Source organism: Bacteroides sp. An322 (assembly GCF_002161765.1).
Taxonomy (GTDB): domain Bacteria; phylum Bacteroidota; class Bacteroidia; order Bacteroidales; family Bacteroidaceae; genus Phocaeicola; species Phocaeicola merdavium.
In genome coordinates this window covers 73,250-91,449 of record NZ_NFIN01000002.1, presented here as the reverse complement: position 1 = coordinate 91,449, position 18,200 = coordinate 73,250, and the positions used below count along the sequence as shown (strand labels likewise).

General features: G+C 48.1%; 9 protein-coding genes. All 9 read right to left on the bottom strand.

All coding sequences use genetic code 11. From position 1 onward, the window contains the following. Nucleotides 1–30 precede the first annotated feature (30 nt). The 9 genes from B5F91_RS01435 to B5F91_RS01395 all read right to left on the bottom strand — a co-directional run bounded on the left by B5F91_RS01435 (nucleotide 31) and on the right by B5F91_RS01395 (nucleotide 17,980). Nucleotides 31–933 (bottom strand): ABC transporter ATP-binding protein, encoded by a 903-nt coding sequence (locus tag B5F91_RS01435; protein ID WP_087427328.1) that lies wholly within the window; start codon nucleotides 931–933, stop codon nucleotides 31–33. Beyond that, nucleotides 930–1,829 carry an HlyD family efflux transporter periplasmic adaptor subunit gene (locus B5F91_RS01430; RefSeq protein ID WP_087427327.1) on the bottom strand — a complete coding sequence of 300 codons (900 nt, stop codon included), beginning with the start codon at nucleotides 1,827–1,829 and terminating at the stop codon, nucleotides 930–932. Before B5F91_RS01430 ends, B5F91_RS01435 begins: the two co-directional genes overlap by 4 nt. Nucleotides 1,830–1,841: 12 nt before the next feature. Then, a complete protein-coding gene (locus B5F91_RS01425; RefSeq protein WP_239416131.1) occupies nucleotides 1,842–3,116 on the bottom strand; it encodes a TolC family protein in 1,275 nt (424 codons plus the stop codon). Between the two features lie 76 nt (nucleotides 3,117–3,192). Further along, complete coding sequence (locus B5F91_RS01420; RefSeq protein ID WP_087427325.1) at nucleotides 3,193–3,807, bottom strand: TetR/AcrR family transcriptional regulator; 615 nt, start codon at nucleotides 3,805–3,807, stop codon at nucleotides 3,193–3,195. 250 nt (nucleotides 3,808–4,057) lie between these two features. Next, nucleotides 4,058–5,623: a replicative DNA helicase gene (gene dnaB, locus B5F91_RS01415; RefSeq protein WP_087427324.1), complete on the bottom strand. Its 1,566-nt coding sequence runs from the start codon at nucleotides 5,621–5,623 to the stop codon at nucleotides 4,058–4,060. Between the two features lie 271 nt (nucleotides 5,624–5,894). After that, complete coding sequence (locus tag B5F91_RS01410; RefSeq protein ID WP_087427323.1) at nucleotides 5,895–8,111, bottom strand: glycoside hydrolase family 3 C-terminal domain-containing protein; 2,217 nt, start codon at nucleotides 8,109–8,111, stop codon at nucleotides 5,895–5,897. 172 nt (nucleotides 8,112–8,283) lie between these two features. Then, nucleotides 8,284–10,788, bottom strand: coding sequence for a glycoside hydrolase family 2 TIM barrel-domain containing protein (locus tag B5F91_RS01405; RefSeq protein ID WP_087427322.1), 2,505 nt, complete (start codon nucleotides 10,786–10,788; stop codon nucleotides 8,284–8,286). Between the two features lie 153 nt (nucleotides 10,789–10,941). Further along, nucleotides 10,942–13,827: a TIM-barrel domain-containing protein gene (locus B5F91_RS01400; protein ID WP_087427433.1), complete on the bottom strand. Its 2,886-nt coding sequence runs from the start codon at nucleotides 13,825–13,827 to the stop codon at nucleotides 10,942–10,944. A gap of 151 nt (nucleotides 13,828–13,978) precedes the next feature. Further along, entirely contained in the window at nucleotides 13,979–17,980 is a 4,002-nt protein-coding gene (locus B5F91_RS01395) for a hybrid sensor histidine kinase/response regulator transcription factor (RefSeq protein ID WP_087427321.1), read from the bottom strand. Between the last annotated feature and the right edge of the window lie 220 nt (nucleotides 17,981–18,200).

Sequence of the window (18,200 nt, the reverse complement as noted above, 5' to 3'; positions counted from 1 at the left end):
GTGTAAATAACGTTTTCTTCCATAACCATCCTATTTACTTAACAACATAAAGCAATCTTCTACCGAAGGCAGAATCGCCTGTATCGCTACATCGGAATGACCCTTTTGCATGAGATAGGCTTTTAAATCATCGGGCGAACCTCCCTCGCGCAGCGTAACGTGAAACGCCGTGCCGAACGAGAACGAAGTGTTCACGTGCGGATAATCCCGCAAATCGCCCAACAAGCGGTGCATCTTGCCCGAACGTACGGCGAGGAGCGTAGCGGGATAACGGCTTACGACGCTACGCGGCGTATCTACCTGCAAGAACTCGCCCGCTTGTACCAGCGCGATGCGGTCGCACAAGCTCGCCTCGTCCATATAAGGCGTCGAGACCAAAATCGTGATACCCTGCCGCTTCAGTTTAAGCAACATTCCCCAAAACTCCTTGCGCGAGACGGGGTCGACACCCGTTGTCGGCTCGTCGAGGAACAAGACCTTCGGCTTATGTATCAACGCGCAGCTCAACGCTAACTTCTGCTTCATCCCGCCTGATAATTTGCCCGCCTTCCGGTGCTTGAACGGCTCAATCTGTTTGTAAATGTCCGCGATCAGGTGGTAATTCTCCTCGATAGTGGTATTGAACACCGTGGCGAAGAACCGCAGATTCTCCTCCACCGTCAAATCCTGATAGAGCGAGAACTTTCCCGGCATATACCCGATGATATCGCGTATCTTCCGGTAGTCCTTCACCACGTCGTATCCCATCACTTGCGCTTGTCCCTTGTCGGCGAGCATCAGGGTGGTGAGAACGCGGAAAAGCGTCGACTTCCCCGCTCCGTCAGGCCCGATAATGCCATACAGCTCGCCCTCGTCCACGGAAAAACTCACGCCATTCAGCGCGCGCGTCTTGCCGTAAGATTTGTATAACTGGTCTACTATTACTGCGCTCATAATTTCATCTCCCCATACATCCCTTTCTTGATGTATCCGTCATTCTTCACCGCCACCTTCACGGCATAAACCAAGTTGGCACGCTCGTCACGGGTCTGAATCGTCTTCGGGGTAAACTCCGCCTTATCCGAAATCCATGACACCGTACCCATGTACTCGCGGCGTCCGTCCTCATCTTCATCGGCGTAAACCTTCACCTGTTGACCTACTTTCAACGTTGTCAACTGAGGAGCGGTGATGTAGACACGCAGATACATATCGCTCAAGTCGCCCACCTTGAAGAGGCTGCGCCCTTGCGCCGCCAACTCTCCTTGTTCGGCGTATTTCGAGAGAACCGTCCCCCGCACGGGACTCGTAATCACGCATTTCGCGATCTGATCCTCAATCTGAGCGATTCGCGCCTCCAACATCAGCACCTCTCCGCTCACGCTCCGGTTGCTGTTCTCCAATGTCTCCACCTGCGCCGCGAGCCGCTTCTCGAGTACGGCGAGCCCAGAATTAATGTCATCCAATTGCTTTTGATTCGCCGCTTTCTCACGTACCAAATTCTCGTAGCGTAGCCGCTCACGCTTTTGCGTGGCTATCTCCTGCCGGAGAGAAGCTATCTGCCGGCTAACGTTGTAACGGCGGCTGTCCGTAGCCATCAGATTCCCCAGCAACTCCTCCTTCTTCAGATGCAACTGGATGGTGTCGATGTATCCCACCGCCTGCCCGGCCTCTACCTGATACCCTTCCTCGATGTCGAAGCGCATAATCTCGCCCGTACCTCGCGCGGAAACGGTCACTTCCGTAGTCTCGAACACGCCCGACGCGTCGTAATCGCCGCTTCCTCCCTTACACGAAGCGAACAATGCCACCAAACCAATGGCTACATAATAAGAACGTATCGTTTTCATCTTCTTCTTTTTTTATTTGTTATTAGTTACATATTTCAAATTATAGATAGCTTGCAGCAATTCCATTTCGTGCAAGATTTTGTCTTGAATAGCGGATTGCTCGGCGTGGATATCCCGTGTCAGGTCTGTTCCCGATAAGGTTCCGTTCGCCATTTTGGCTTCCGAAGCCCGCTTCACGGAACCTCGCAAAGCGATAATCTCGTCATCGTACTTCAATTGGTCGATATACTTGTCGATAGTGGCGTTACGTTGTGCAACGTCGAGCGAAGTATTGAAGAGGAATGTCTCCCGCTGGGTTTCGATAGAACGGATACCAGTTTGTATCTTTCTCCGGTCATTCTTTCGGGTATAAAGGCTTCCGAGGTTCCACGAAAGTCTCACGCCCGCGAGGTAATATGCCTTAAAATTATCCTCGAACATATCCAGTCCGGGCTTCCCGTAGCCTCCCGTAACAAACAAACCCAGTTTCGGCATCATTCCCGCCGTGATGCGGCTATCTTGCGCCCGCAAGTTCCGTATCTGCGCCTGATAAAGTTCCAATTCAGGGCGATTGTTCTCCTTCGTCAAGGGACGAACGGCTTCCGGCTTCACCAATCGGGTCTCCTCGCCGATTTCCTCGCCGATAAGCCGCGAAAGCATCTCTCTGTAAGCCCGCTTGGTATGCTCGAATTGCGCTTCCGTCTGCTTCGCCTTCAGCAAATCCACCCGAATCGCGTCCAAATCCGACTGCTGGGCGATTCCGTTCTTGATGTACGAGGAAACTTGTTCGCAGCTCCGCCGCAGTTCCGCCTGCAGCACTTTGTTCTGCTCCAACTGGGCTTCGGCAAGCAAAACGCCGAAATACAGCTGGTTTACCCGCTCGTTGATAGTATACATGCTGACATCCATATCCCGTTGGTCCACTTCCGCCTGGGTGCGGAGGGTTTTCCTTTCCGAGCGTATCGCGCCTCCGTCCCAAAGCGTTTGGTTTAAAGCAAGCTCCATTTTGTACTGGTCTTGACTTACCGAAGGAATCTTGACACCCGTCAAGCCGATAGCGTCGAGGTCGATAGGAATCTCCGTCACATCCGACTGATAAGTAGCCTGCGCGGAGAATGTCACTTGAGGCAAATACCCCTTAGCCGCGTTCGAAAGATTATATTCCTTCGTCTTTTCTATCAAACCGTATTGCTTGATAAGCGGATAATTCGCCCGCGCTTTCTCATAACACGCCTCGATGCTGAGCTGGGCGAAACAAGGAGCGTAAGACACAAGCGCGAAGAAGAAAGTGATTGTCTTTATTCGCATATCCATTCATTTTATGAGTTTGTATATTCTTTTGTCTGTATTGTTCGACAATCCTGTCGATGCAGGGATAAAAAAATTAAGGCTTCAACGCTTCCAAGATGAGTTGCATATTATGTTCACGATACGATGCTATCAATCGCTCCGCGACCTCCGTCTCTATTCCTTCTTTCTCCCTGCAAGCGGAAATAGCGGTTAATGAAGCGGTATCAAACGTAAGCAACATAAAGAGAAAATCGCCAAATTGTATGGAACGGATTCTACCCGCCTCTATTTCCGCCTCCAACATTTCCTTTACCCGCTGGATAGGCTCCACCCGTTCGAGCAAACCAATCACCATCGCCCGGTTCTCCGGCTTCAATAGCATTTCCGATAGAAGGAAATAAGGCATTTGGGACACTTGGGTCAACAAGTAATGGTCGCGTGCCTCACGGATACGGTTCAACGTCTCCTCGAACGACAAACCTTGCTCGAATATTCCTCGGAACATAGGGACAATCTCACGCGTCTTCCGCAACATGACCGCTTGAAACAAATTCTCCTTACTCCTATAATAATAATGCAACATCGAATGCGCCACTCCTGCCCTCCGGGCGATAGAGAGCATCTTCGCTCCGTCGTAACCTTTCTCCAAGAACTCGGCTTCCGCCGCTTCTAATATCACTTGCTCGGTGTTTTGTTCGTTGGTTTTCATTATTTTATTTGTATTGACTATTTTGTTCGACAATATTGTCGATGCGAATATAAGAATAAGAATAGATATATCAAAGGATTTAACACTATTTTATGCGAAAATCAAACAAACGATTATCTGCATAGCCATAAATCAAGCATCGATTCTCTATAATCAGAACTGTAATCCTTCCAAGCAAGGACTGGAGTTTTCACCTGTAAGGAGAGCAGTCCTCCCCGTGAAAGGACCAGCTACACATAAATATAAACCATTAAAACGGTACGTCAGGCATCGGTGCTCCAAAAGGATTCTCCGTTTGAGGAGGAATGTCTACTGAAGTAGGCGGTACATAACCTGCATTTCCTGCTCCCTTATTCATCTTTGAACGAAGCACTGGCGAGGCATTCTCTTCTCCCGGCATCGGCACAATCAAATCGTCATCAGGATTCTGAAAACGGGCAAACTCAGCACGGAAACGCAGAAGCACATCACCCACCGCACCATTACGGTGCTTGGCTATAATGATTTCCGCCATTCCATGTAAGTCATTCCCTTTCTCGTCTTGATAAATCTTGTAATATTCCGGACGGTGAATAAAACACACCATATCGGCATCCTGCTCAATAGCACCCGACTCACGCAAGTCACTCAGCTGGGGACGCTTTCCATCAATACCTTCACGGTTCTCCACACCACGGTTCAACTGGCTCAAAGCGATAATAGGAATATTCAGTTCCTTCGCCAATCCCTTCAACGAACGAGAAATGGTACTTACCTCTTCCTGACGGCTTCCGTACGACATACCACTGGCATTCATCAACTGAAGATAGTCGATAATAATCACTTTCACATCGTGTTCACGCACTAAACGGCGTGCCTTCGTACGGAGTTCGAACACCGAAAGCGAAGGCGTATCATCCACATAAAGCGGCGCATCGTAAAGCTCCTTTATTTTATAATCGAGTTGTCCCCACTCGTAAGGAGCCAACTGACCGCTCTTAATTTTCTCGCCTGGAATCTCACACACGTTCACTATCAAACGATTCACCAATTGTACGTTGCTCATTTCAAGCGAAAAGAGAGCCACAGGCACCTTATTGTTTACCGCCATATTCTTCGCCATCGAAAGCACAAACGCCGTCTTTCCCATTGCCGGACGAGCGGCGATAATAATCAAGTCAGAGTTTTGCCAGCCCGAAGTCATCTTATCTAATTGATGGAATCCGCTCGAAAGCCCGCTCAATCCGTCGGTACGCGCCGCCGCTTTCTGAAGCATCTCGTATGCCTCCTGAATGACGGGATTAATCTGCGTGTAATCTTTCTTCATGTTCTGCTGGGAAATTTCGAAAAGCTTACCTTCCGCCTCCTGCATCAGATCATCCACATCTTGTGTCTCATCGAAAGCTTTGGTCTGTATCACACTGGTGAACGAAATCAATTCACGCGCCAAAAACTTCTGAGCGATGATACGGGCGTGATATTCAATATGAGCAGAGGAAGCCACCTTACCGCTTAATTGAGTGATGTAGAACGGTCCACCCACTTCCTCCAAGTCCCCTCTTGAACGTAATTGTTCCGTTACGGTCAAAATATCAATCGGTTTCTGCTGAATAGCCAAATCGGTTATTGCAGCATAAATCAACTGATTCCGGTGTTCGTAAAAAGACTCAGGACGAAGTATTTCGCTCACTAACGAATAAGCATCCTTTTCTATCATCAATGCACCCAGTACAGCTTCTTCCAATTCGGGAGCCTGCGGTTGCAAATGTCCGTATTCATCCACAGGTTTAGCTTTCGCCACCTTCGGGACGCGTGTCGTTCTTCTCGTTTCTGCCATTTCTTTCGTTCATTTTATGAATAAGCGCACAAAGATAACGAAATAAATGAAGATGAGAAATAAAGAATACTTAATATATTATCTCTACCTTGTATGGTTTTCGTTATGGTTTTCGTACCAAAACCGTATGGTTTTCATCCCAAAACTATACGGTCTTGGTACGGAAACCGTACGGTTTTGGGATGAAAACCATAAAATACATCTTTTACATTTCAAATCATGAATAATTCATCATGCCAAATACTTCCACTTATTATTCACGATTCATTATCTAAAACAATTCGAATGCAACCGTTCCTCGGATATCCGCCGAAGAAGCGCCGATGTATGCTTTGAACTTGCCCGGTTCAGCCACCCATTCGTGACGCTTGTCATCGAAGAATTTCAGGGCATCGGGGGTAATGGTAAAGGTTACTTCTTTCTCTTCGCCCGGACGAAGGGCTATCTTTTGGAAACCTTTCAATTCTTTTACAGGACGAAGCACGGAGCATTTCTCATCACCGATGTAAAGCTGAACCGTTTCCTTTCCGTCTGCCTTACCGGTATTCTTCACTTTTACCGAAACCGTAAGCGTTCCGTCTTGATTCATCGTCTTAGCCGAAATCACGGGTTTTCCGTATTCGAACGTGGTATAGCTCAAGCCATAGCCGAAGGGGAACATCGGCTTGATTTTCTTGGTGTCATACCAACGGTAGCCCACGAGGATATCTTCTTTATACACCTCCTTGATGCTATCGCCCGGATAGCAAAGCGCATCGAACGCATGTGCCGGGCAATCCGCTAACTTCACGGGATAAGAGAAAGGCAACTTGCCGCTTGGATTGGCATCGCCGCTCAATACATCCGCCAAGGCATTGCCGGTGATAGTACCCAAATACCAAGTCTGCACCACCGAGGGCACTTCGTCCAGCCAAGGCATCGCCACGGCATTTCCGCTGACCAATACCACCACCATATTCTTATTCACTTCGAGCAACGAACGGATGAGCTCGTCTTGTCCGAAAGGCAGGTTATACGAAAGACGGTCGCCCGCTTCGCAATCCTGCTGGTGGTTCTTGTTCAGTCCGCCCACGTAGATAACCAAATCAGCTTCTTTCGCTTTAGCCACGGCATCCTCACGCAACGAGTCCATCACCGCCTGAGGTATTTCATCCACATTGCCATACATCGGACGCCCTGCCTTATATCCTTGCGCATACACCACATTGCTGTACTTCTTCCGCAAGCCTTCCAACGGAGAAATGAAATCTTTCACTTTCAGTTCCGACGAGCCTCCTCCCTGCATCAAATTGCGTGTAGCGTTATCGCCAACCACAAGAATATGCTTGTACGCATCGGGAGCTATCGGGAGCAAGCCCGGTTGCTTCTTCCCGTTTCCGTTCTTCAGAAGCACGGTGCCTTCCACCGCTACATCGTATGCCGTGCGGTAATGTTCGGGAGAAGTCAAAGAGCCGAAAGGCTTGTTGCGGTTCATCGCCGTACGGAATATCAGGCGAAGCACCCGTCCCGCCTTATCATTGACCACTTCCATGGGAACCTTACCTTCTTTAATCATCTTCAGATAAGCCTTGCCCAAGTAATAATCATCATATCCGAACTCCGATTCCGAAGTCAATCCGTTGGTGTACGAACCCATTTCGAGATCAAGACCGTACATGGCGGCTTCGTACGTATCGTGTGCCGCACCCCAATCGGTCACCACACACCCGTCGAACTTCCATTCGCCTTTCAAGATGTCGTTATTCAAGAGTTTGCTATGCGCCGCGTGCGTACCACGCACCTTATTGTAAGCACCCATGATGCTCCACGCGCCACCCCGCTCTACCGCCGCACGGAACGCGGGCAGATAGATTTCGTACAAGGCACGGTCGCTCACCTCCACATCGATATGCCCGCGCCACAATTCTTGGTTATTCAGGGCATAATGCTTCACGCAAGCCGCCACACCGTTCTTTTGCAACTCTTGGATATAAGGCACGCACATCTCCCCTGCCAAGTAAGGGTCTTCGCCCATGTACTCGAAATTGCGCCCATTAAGAGGCGTACGGTAAATGTTTACGCCCGGACCCAACTGGACATCTTTCCCGCGATACAAGGCTTCTTCGCCCAATGCTTTTCCGTATCTGCCCGATAATTCGAGATTCCACGTTGCGGCAAGGCAGGTCAATGCGGGAAATGCGGTACAGCTATCGCTGGTCCATCCGGCATAGCCCCAATCGTTCCAATTGATTTCGGCACGCACACCGTGCGGACCGTCGGAATACCACAATTCGGGAATGCCCAAACGCGGACATCCGGGCGAGGAGAATTTTCCTTGCGCATAACTCAGGCGTACTTTTTCCTCTACCGTCATCCGGTTCAAGGCATCTTGTACGCGCGCTTCTATCGGCTGGCTATCGTCCAGATAAACCGGAAGCGTTTCTTGTGCGAATATAGCGGACACGGACAGAGCCGCACCCACGCAATAAGTCAATACTTGTTTTTTCATGGTTGTTTTATTTTTTCACCACAGATTACACAGATTTATAAAATTATTCTAATGAAAGCCCGCAAAAAACCAATGTAGGGGCGTATTGCATACGCCCTGAAAACATCCACGTGGATAAGTGTGCGCATTCGGGCGTATGCGATACGCCCCTACAACTAATTGGGTGAAACATTCACTCAGCAACAACGGAGATTTCAGCTTGAGACAAGCCTTCGGAGGTTGCGGTGAGTTTCGCTTCGCCGGGCTTTCCGGTGTTTTGCAATACCACTAAGCACTTGCCGTAGAAGGCTTTGCGCTTGTTGTCCTTGAAACGTTCCATCGAGATAGGGCTTCCGTTATCCACTCCGGCGATGAACGCATTGCCTTCCACTTGGAAATTCACCAAATTATCGGCATTGGGGCAAAGCGTTCCGTCCTTATCCACAATCTCTACCGTGACGAAACTCAGGTCTTTGCCATCGGCATCCAACTGGGCACGGTCGGGGGTCAGACGGATTTGTGCGGGTTCTCCGGCTGTACGGATTTCCTTCTCGCCTACCGTCTCCCCTCCTTTACGTGCTACCACCTTCACGCTTCCCGGCTCGAACTTCACGCGCCATACGGCATGAAGGCAATCGGGAGTCTTCGAGCGTACTCCTTGCGACTTGCCATTGACGAAGAGTTCCACTTCATCGGCATGATTATAATAGCACCACATATCCACGTCCTGCCCCGGTGTCCAGTTCCAGTGCGGGAAAAGATGCAACACGGTCTTGTCCGACCATTCCGCCTGATAGAGGTAATAAGCGTCCTTCGGGAATCCGGCAAGGTCTACGATACCGAAATACGAACTCCGCGCGGGCCATCCGTAGGGAGTAGGCTCACCGATGTAATCGAATCCCGTCCATACGTATTGCCCGCTGATAAAGGCATTGTCCCGAATCAGCTTGAGGGTTTCTTCGTGCGTATTGCCCCAAGGCACGTGGCAATTATCATACGCAGAGCAAGCGAAAGTAGGGTCAGTATACGGCTTGTCCCAACGGTCGGGGCAAATGGTCACCTTATCACTCGGCATCCGGTAATACCCGCGTGTAGCGAGTGCCGAATTGCTCTCGGTAATGATGAAAGGCTTTCCGGGGAAATTCTTAGGCACATCGGGGATGTTCGCGTTATGGTAATTGTACCCGATAATGTCCATCGCACCCGACTTAAACAAGTGATTAGCTGGGTTCGGTTCGTTGCATCCGGTTGTGATGGGACGTGTCGGGTCAAGCTCTTTCACCAATTCCGCTAACCTTTTTGTCAAGAGAGAGTTCACACTCATTTCACCCTCTTTTGCCAGCATATCCGCCGAATGTCCGAAGTTCAATATCAGATTGGCTTCTTCCAAGCTCAATGTATCGGCTTTCGCATCGCTCCATTGTTCCAAGACCTCATTTCCGATACTCCAAATAAAGATGGAAGGATGGTTCCGGTCGCGCAAGATGAAATCACGCAAGTCCCGTTCGTACCACTCATCAAAATAACGAGCATAATCGTGCGAAGTCTTTTTCTTGCGCCACATATCGAAGGATTCGTCCATCACGATGAATCCCATCCGGTCGCACAAGTCGAGCAATTCGGGTGCGGGAGGATTGTGCGAACACCGGATGCCGTTGCATCCCATTTCCTTTAAAATCTCCAGTTGGCGTTCGATAGCCCGCACATTGACCGCGGCTCCCAAGCATCCCAAATCGTGGTGCATACATACCCCGTTTATCTTCATCGGTTTCCCGTTCAGGGTAAACCCTTTTTCGGCATCGAACGAGAACGAACGGATTCCCACCGGAGTCTCATACCGGTCCACGGTTTTCCCGTCTTGCACCACCTCGGTCAGCAACGTATAGATATAAGGAGTATCTACGCTCCACAATTCCGGTTGCTCCACCTGTAGCGATTGGGATGTTTCCGATTCTTTTCCGGCTTCTACCGGACATTCGGTTTCTCCGCTTGCCACGATTTGCCCCTCGGCATCTATCAAAAAAGAGCGCACTTTCACCTGAACCGATGCGTCCGATTCGTTCGCCACACGGGTACGGATATTCAAATCGGCTTGTGCGTCGCTCACATTCTCCGATACGACATACGTGCCCCATTCGGCTACATGCACCGCTCCGGTCTTCACCAGCCACACGTTCCGGTAAATGCCGCATCCCGAATACCAGCGCGAGTTGGGTTGCTCGGAATTATCCACCCGCACGGCTATCACATTCTCCTCGCCCCATTTCAGGTGCGGGGTCAGGTCATAGCTGAACGTAATGTACCCATACGGGCGATGTCCCAAAGACACTCCGTTGAGAAACACTTCCGAATTCATATAGACCCCGTCGAACACGATACGGAACTGCTTCCCCGCATCGGCTTTTTCGGGCACGAATGTCTTCCGATACCATCCGATACCTCCGGGCAAAGCGCCTCCGCCCGTACCCGATGGATTGTCCTCACTAAAGTCTCCCTCTATCGCCCAATCATGGGGCAGATTCAGAAGCCTCCAGTCTTCATCCGCAAAAGCGACATTCATGGCTTGCGGCTCGTCTCCCAACTGGAAACGCCAGCCCTCGCCGAAATCCACTCGTTCGCGGATATTCTCCGGAGATGTGGCGCACGAAGCCAAAAGCAGGCAACACACTCCGCATAACAAATAAGCTAATTTTTTCATGGTTGTTTATGTTTAAAATAAACGCAGAGACGCAAAAGCGCAAAGATTTTATTTTTGAGAGAGCAAAGAGCGCAAAAGAGTTGGCGTTTGACTCCGTGTTCTTTTGCCTCCTCTAAAAATATATTCTCTGCGTCTTTGCGTCTCTGCGTTTGATTAATTCAATTTCACCGAGACTTCCTCACCCGTATAGTCCACTTCAACGCCTTTGGCATTCAAGTTGAACGGTTGGGCTTTATCGGGATTCACTTTTACCACGGTGAATGTACGTTTCTCCAACATGCCGGGGAACGAGCCTTCACGCTTGCCGATGGTCAAAGTCTTTTCTTCTTCATCGTATTCCATCGGAATCATCGCATACTTGCCTTGCTCGTAATTGTAGTTCACACCCTCGTCTTCGTAAAGCGTAAACTCTCCGTCCGCACCTTGATATACGTACAAGATGATGTGGTCGGCAGGTTTCTCGTCGGTATATTGGATATCTTCTCCGTAAGGCACAATCGAACCGGCACGCACATAGAGCGGTACACGTTCGTAGGGCGCTTTCACTTCCACTTTCTCTCCGCCCTTTTGGAACTTGCCGGTATAGAAGTCATACCAGCCTTCGGCTTGCGGGAAATAGACCTCACGCGAGCGGGCACCGTATTCATATACCGGAGATACCATAAAGGCAGGACCGAACATAAACTGGTCACTGATGTTGTTCACGTCCGTATCGGCGGTGAAGTCCATCACCAACGGACGCATGAGGGTATAATCCTTGAACCAAGTCATACCTGCCAACGAATAGATATACGGCATCATGTTATAACGCAACTTGGTGTAATACACGATAGACTTGTATGCGGGATGCCCTTCGGGAGCGATTTCCCACGGCTCGCGCAACGGATATTGCCCGTGTGCCCGATAAAGCGGACAGAACGCGCCGAACTGGAACCAACGGGTATTCAGCTCACGCCATTCCTTATAATCGGCGTTCTCGGTCTTCGTCTCGTTCCATTGCTTCTGGCCAGCCACATAGCGGTTCTCTACGCAGAAGCCGCCGATGTCCATGGTCCAATACGGAATGCCGCTCACGGCAAAGTTCAGCCCGGCGGAGATTTGCGCCTTCATGTCTTCCCAACGGGTAGCGATATCCCCGCTCCACGTAGCGGTGGAATAGCGTTGCAATCCGGCAAAACCCGAACGGGTCAGCAAGAACACACGCTTGTTGTTGTCCACCCCGCGCTGGCCGTTATAGATAGCGTCGGCATTCATCAGGGCGTAAGCGTTGAAGAACTCGGCGGAAGGTCCCAAAGCCGTAGGTCCGCACAAATCCTTGCGGTATTGCAGGTCGGTACAATCGCGCACGTTCGGCTCGCTGGCATCCATCCACCAAGCGTCGATGCCCAACGGGTAATAATGCTCGTACATCTGTTTCCAGAACAATTTCCGTGCGTCGGCACTATAAGCGTCATAGAATCCGTAGGTATAACCCGGACCTACCCAGTCCTTCAGGCTATCCTTTACCGATTGCTGGTACATCCAACCATTCTCGTCAAACTCCTTGAAATGTTCGGTCGTGGTATAGAACTTCGGCCATACCGAAATCATCATCCGTCCGTGCATAGCGTGGATAGAGTCTACCATGGCTTGCGGGTCAGGGAAACGTGCCTTGTCGAACTCGTGGCTTCCCCAAGCGTTTTCGGGCCAGTGGTTCCAGTCGAGCACGATGTTGTCTATCGGAATCCTCCGGTCGCGGAATCCCTTCAATGCGCCCAACATTTCGGCTTGCGTGTTGTATTTCTCACGGCTTTGCCAATAGCCCATCGCCCATTTCGGCATAATCGGAGACTTGCCCGTCAGGGTGCGGTACCCGCTAATGACCTCGTCCATATCGTCACCCGCAATGAAGTAATAATCCAATTGACGGGTCATTTCGCTCCACCACGATTGCTTGCCCTGTTCCTCGGGGTCTACCGGACGATGTACACGGAGTCCCGAATAAGATACGCCTCCATCGGGAATCCATTCCACCTTGAGCGGCACACGCTTCTCGGCTTCCAAGTCCACCGAGAACTTGTAGCTGTTCGGGTTCCATGCCGTGCGCCAACGTTCGGGCACCACCAACTCATTATTAATATACACCTTGGTATATCCCGCATAATAAAGGATAAACTTGAACTCTCCGCTCTCCGAAGGCTCGATGCTTCCCTCATACGTCACTTTCGAACCATAGAACGGGAAATCCTTGGGCAAGTTCACCACATGCCCCAAGTCGCCTCTCACCAGATGCTCGAAATAGAGCGAGTCTTCACGGCGCACCAACGTTTCGGCACCCGACCCTTCGGCAGGCACATACGTTCCGGTTATGGCTCCCTCTTTCCCGTCCTTATCGTAGAGCTTGAACACTTCGCCCAACTGGGAATAATCGTTCGGGTTTCCGAAACGGCATAATGAATAGCTATCCAACAATACGCCATAGTTCTTGTTCGACACGATGAACGGAACCGACACCTTTGTATTATATTGGAACAGCTCTTCGTTCTTGCCTTTGTAGTTGAACTCATCCGCCTGATGCTGCCCCAAGCCGTAGAACGCTTCATCATCGGGCGACTCGAACACTTGGCGGACGGTATATCCCCGTGTGCCTTCCACCTCTATCGGAGTAAAGGTCTTCCCTCCCCCTTTGTTCTCTTGCAAAATCAGATTCCCGTCTTCATCGGTAAACCATACCTCGCCGGTCGATGCCAACACCGAGGCACGCACCTCATCGGTAGACACCGTAACGGTATCGCCCTGCTGAGCCACCGTAAACGGTGTTTGTTCTGCCCTAGGAACAATTATCAAACTTTGCGGATCGGCAAACTTCTTATCTGGAGTTGCCGAGACATGAATGAGCTTTTCGCCCATTACCTGCAAACGGACCAGGCGCGCACCCGTATCTCCCTTTTGCTGTACTTTTACAATTACTCCATTCTCTGTCTTTTCATACACACCGCCGGAACAAGCTCCAAGCAACAAGCCGGCGAACAGACAATAAGAAATGTTTTTCATTTTCATCATATACCCAACTGATGTTTAAAGTTAAACAATAAATTCTTTGATTACAAAGATAATCATTGCATTCTTAAATAATGATTCCAAATGTTTTATACAAGGACAATATTTCATCCATTCATGTTTCATTTGTTTCCGGGTTGGGTATCATTTGTTATTTTCCCTCTTTTTCCTGATAATCAGAGGGTAAAACACCAAACTCGTCCTTAAAATGCCGGCTAAAATATTTCGGATTATTAAACCCGACTTCGTATGCAACTTCGGATACATGCAACTGGCTTTCGCGCAACAATTGGGCTGCCCGTTTCAAGCGAATGACACGTATAAACTCTATCGGACTCTTACCGGTAATCTGCAACAATTTCTTATATAAATGCACACGGCTCATACCTAATGCACGACTCAACTCTTCTACCGATAAATCGCTTCGCGAAATATTATCCTCTACATATTTAATGGCTTTTTCAATCAGTTTCTCATCCAATGAAGTAATGACAATATCACTTGGCGCAAGGTCTATTGTGGCTTGAGTCGCTTGCCGATACCGGCTCAATTCAATCAATTTACGGATACGGAGCACAAGTATGGTCATATTAAAAGGCTTGGTCACATAATCATCTGCCCCAATCTGAAGCCCTTTCACTTTCGACTCTACCGCTTGACGCGCCGTAAGCAAAATCACCGGAATATATGCAGTCTGTTTATCTTCCTTTATTAATTTACACAATTCATTTCCGTCCATACCCGGCATCATCACATCGCTAATGACCAAATCAGGATGCTCGTTTTGTACCTTTTCCCATGCTTCTTCTCCATTCGAAGCCAACAATACCCGATATTGCAATTCAAGGCTATGCCGCATGAATAAACGGAAATCTTCGTTATCATCTACCACCAATACCAATGGGAAATTACTTCGGTCTGTTGATTCTATATCCGTTTCTTGATTCTCGTCTTCAACCTGCGGAATCAATGAAGGTTTGGGCAATTCAGCCTTTACATCCACATGCTTCACCGGTAAATGCACAACAAATACCGCCCCTGTGCCGATATTGTCGAACACCTCTACCGTTCCTTCATGCAAACGGACAAAATCACGCACCAAACTCAATCCGATACCGCTTCCCGTCGTTTCTTCCATGCCTTTATGCTCTGTTTGATAAAAACGGTCGAAGATGTGTTCTTTTTCGCTATCTGGAATACCGATACCTGTATCCGACACTTTGATTTCCAATGCCTCTTTCTCTCCTTCTATATATTCCAACATAATGGTCACACGTCCTCCTTCTGGAGTGAACTTAAATGCATTGGAAAGCAAGTTCATTACCACTTTCCCTATCTTATCGGCATCGAAAGCCATCGAAAACGATTCCACACTCGAAAAGAACGAGAACTGAATGTGTTTCTTATCCGCCATCAGAAGGAAAGAATTGCAGACTTCGTGAATATAAGCAATAATATCTCCTTCGGACAGGAATAAATGATGACCGCTCATTTCCCCTTTCCGGAAATCAAGCAACTGGTTGACCAACATCAGCAAGCGTTGCGCATTGCGGTACATCAATTGCAACGTATTCTTTTGCGCATCATTCTCCGGCTTCTTCAACAACTCTTCCAATGGAGCAATAATCAACGTCAAAGGCGTGCGCAACTCGTGGCTGATATTGGTGAAGAAACGGAATTTCATTTGGTTAATTTCCTCTTTTCTTTCCGCCTCCTGCTCGATTTGTTGCATTTGAAATTTCTCACGCTCACGTTTCAATATTATCCGGCGGGCAAAAAGCAAAACACATATTATAATAAAAGTATAGCATAAATAAGCCCACCACGACATCCAAAACGGAGGATGAACCACAATCTTCAAACGGGTCACTTCCTCTCCTTCATATCCATCGCTATTTATAGCCTTCACTTGCAAGACATAAATGCCCGGAGAAAGATTGGTAAAATTAATCTGATGAATACCTACTGGCAAAGCCAGCCAATCATTGCCCGTACCTTCCAATTTGTACACATATTGCGTCTTTTCGGGCAAGCTGAAATTATCTGTAGCCAATTCCAGTGTAAAAATATTCTGTTTATGGCTTAACTCTATCTTGCGTGTCTCGTTCAATTCCTTCTCCAATATCATATTCCCGTCATATTCAACACCAACTTCCACCTTCTTCCCCAACAAAAACAAATCCGCCAACAACACTTTCGGCAATATCCGATTGTAATGAATCTTATCCGGATTAAACAGATTCAGCCCGTAAAGCCCTCCAGCTACTACCATTCCGTTATCCAGCGTTTTAATGGACCTCAAATTAAAATCACAATTCTGAAGCCCGTCTTTATCATTATAGATATGGGAATCGAATACGTATTCCCCGTCTTGTGTTTGAGATACCTTCAGATGAATCATCTGGCGGGTAGAAGAAATCCATAGATTATGTTCCAGGTCCTCGGTAATGCCCGATATCATGGTGCCTTCTTCTCCAGTTATCTGAGAAAAATCATTCAACACCCCACGCTTCCTGTCATACATTTTCAACCCTTCCAATGCAGCAATCCATATCAGCCCCCGGCTATCGCAATAGACCTGATTCACACTGAAATTATTTTCTACAGAATCTAATCCGCTAATCCGTTTATCCGCCAAATCCAGGAACGCCAAACCTACCGTACCAATCACCAAAGTATTGTCGGGAGCCATACACAACGAAGAAACCATTTTATCCGGCAAACCCGAATCGGATGTCCTGAAAGTATCCAACACACCTTTTTGCGGATGAAAACACTGGATGCCAGCATCCAAAAAACCAATCCAAAGATTCCCTTGGCTATCTTCCTCCAAAGCCCAAATGTTATCACTCAACAAACCATCCGAAGCCGCCGTATAGCATGAAAGCCTCCCTTTGTCCATACAATACAAACCGCCATTAAATGTGCCTATCCATAATTTCCCGTCCCGCGCTTTCAATAAAGCCACCACCGGATTAGATGACAAAGCACCGGCATAATTGCTTTCCACTTCCTCCGTATGGAGATTCCATAAGAGCAATCCGTTATCGTTCGTCCCCAACCACAAGCGGGATTCATCTTCCTGCTCAATGCAGGTTATGTCTCCCAGTTCCTGCATATTGAACTTGAACATGCTTTCCCCATAATAGGAAACACCCTTTTTATACGTCCCCGCCCACATAATACCGTTGCGGTCAGCATACAAATGATATACCGTATTATGCGACAAGCTACGCACATCCTGCTCATCACTGGTCAGGCTTATGATTTCTCCCGTTTTTTTATCGAATACATCAATGCCTTTATAATCCTTTGCCAACCAAATATGCCCTTGTGTGTCTTGTGAAACAGAATGTACAAAATCAGGCTGGTTACGCCAAGGTTTTGCCATTTCTTCCAGCCAACGCCCGGAAGAGACATCATAAATCCATAACCCTAACACACTATAAATCCAAATGCAATTATCGGCATCGGTATAAAACAGAAATTGGGCATATTTCCCTTTCGGGAGCTGGGACGGTATATCCTCTTTTTTCCATTTCAACTCCAGACTTTCAGAATCAACACAAACTAATAGCCCATTGTCATACAAGAGTAAAATCCCTTCACGACATTCGCCTAACGCACAAATCCCCGATACCGGCAAGCGGGTTTCCTGAAAAGAAAACAAAACCGTTTTTTCATCTTTCTTATAACGGTAAACCCCTTCACCTGATACAAAGACCCAAGTATAGCCCTGCTTGTCTACATAAATATTCGACGGAACTTCACTATTGCTTCCCAACCGTTGCATAAAATCCTTCAAATCAGAGATAAACCGTCCTTCCGATTTATCAAACAAAGCGAACGAACGCTCCATTTTTATCCAAAGCATCCCCTCTGGAGTTTCTTGAATCCCTATCACACAATTATCCGGTAAAGAATAAGGGTCATTATCCAAATGGCGATAGACTTTGAACGTATATCCGTCAAAACGGTTCAGACCACTCCGTGTACCAAACCATAAAAAACCGTCCGTATCTTTATAAATAGCATAAACCGTATTATTGGAAAGACCGTCCGCCACCTCTAAATGGCGGAACATATAATCATGCGCAAATGCAAGAAGCGAAGTCACGCAAAATATCACAACAAATAGAATCCGTTTTTTCATCTTATCCGAGATAAAGGCGTTATTTTTCCGAATACAAAAGAAACAAAAATAAAGAGAAAAAGCAAGTATCCACACCTTTTTTCAAACAGAATCTGTATCTTTCCTTCTGAAAAATAAAACGCAACCGGCTGCATCAGCCATCCCAAACGGTTAAAACAGGGAATTCAACCAATTGCATTCAAAATTCTTCTTATATCCGAAAACAAAAGCGCTTGTCCGT

Bases quoted from the DNA above. Each gene is read 5' to 3' on its own strand.
- B5F91_RS01425 (WP_239416131.1), bottom strand. From the start codon at position 3,116: ATGCGAATAAAGACAATCACTTTCTTCTTCGCGCTTGTGTCTTACGCT.
- B5F91_RS01400 (WP_087427433.1), bottom strand. From the start codon at position 13,827: ATGAAAATGAAAAACATTTCTTATTGTCTGTTCGCCGGCTTGTTGCTT.
- B5F91_RS01410 (WP_087427323.1), bottom strand. From the start codon at position 8,111: ATGAAAAAACAAGTATTGACTTATTGCGTGGGTGCGGCTCTGTCCGTG.
- B5F91_RS01430 (WP_087427327.1), bottom strand. From the start codon at position 1,829: ATGAAAACGATACGTTCTTATTATGTAGCCATTGGTTTGGTGGCATTG.
- dnaB (WP_087427324.1), bottom strand. From the start codon at position 5,623: ATGGCAGAAACGAGAAGAACGACACGCGTCCCGAAGGTGGCGAAAGCT.
- B5F91_RS01405 (WP_087427322.1), bottom strand. From the start codon at position 10,788: ATGAAAAAATTAGCTTATTTGTTATGCGGAGTGTGTTGCCTGCTTTTG.
- B5F91_RS01395 (WP_087427321.1), bottom strand. From the start codon at position 17,980: ATGAAAAAACGGATTCTATTTGTTGTGATATTTTGCGTGACTTCGCTT.
- B5F91_RS01435 (WP_087427328.1), bottom strand. From the start codon at position 933: ATGAGCGCAGTAATAGTAGACCAGTTATACAAATCTTACGGCAAGACG.
- B5F91_RS01420 (WP_087427325.1), bottom strand. From the start codon at position 3,807: ATGAAAACCAACGAACAAAACACCGAGCAAGTGATATTAGAAGCGGCG.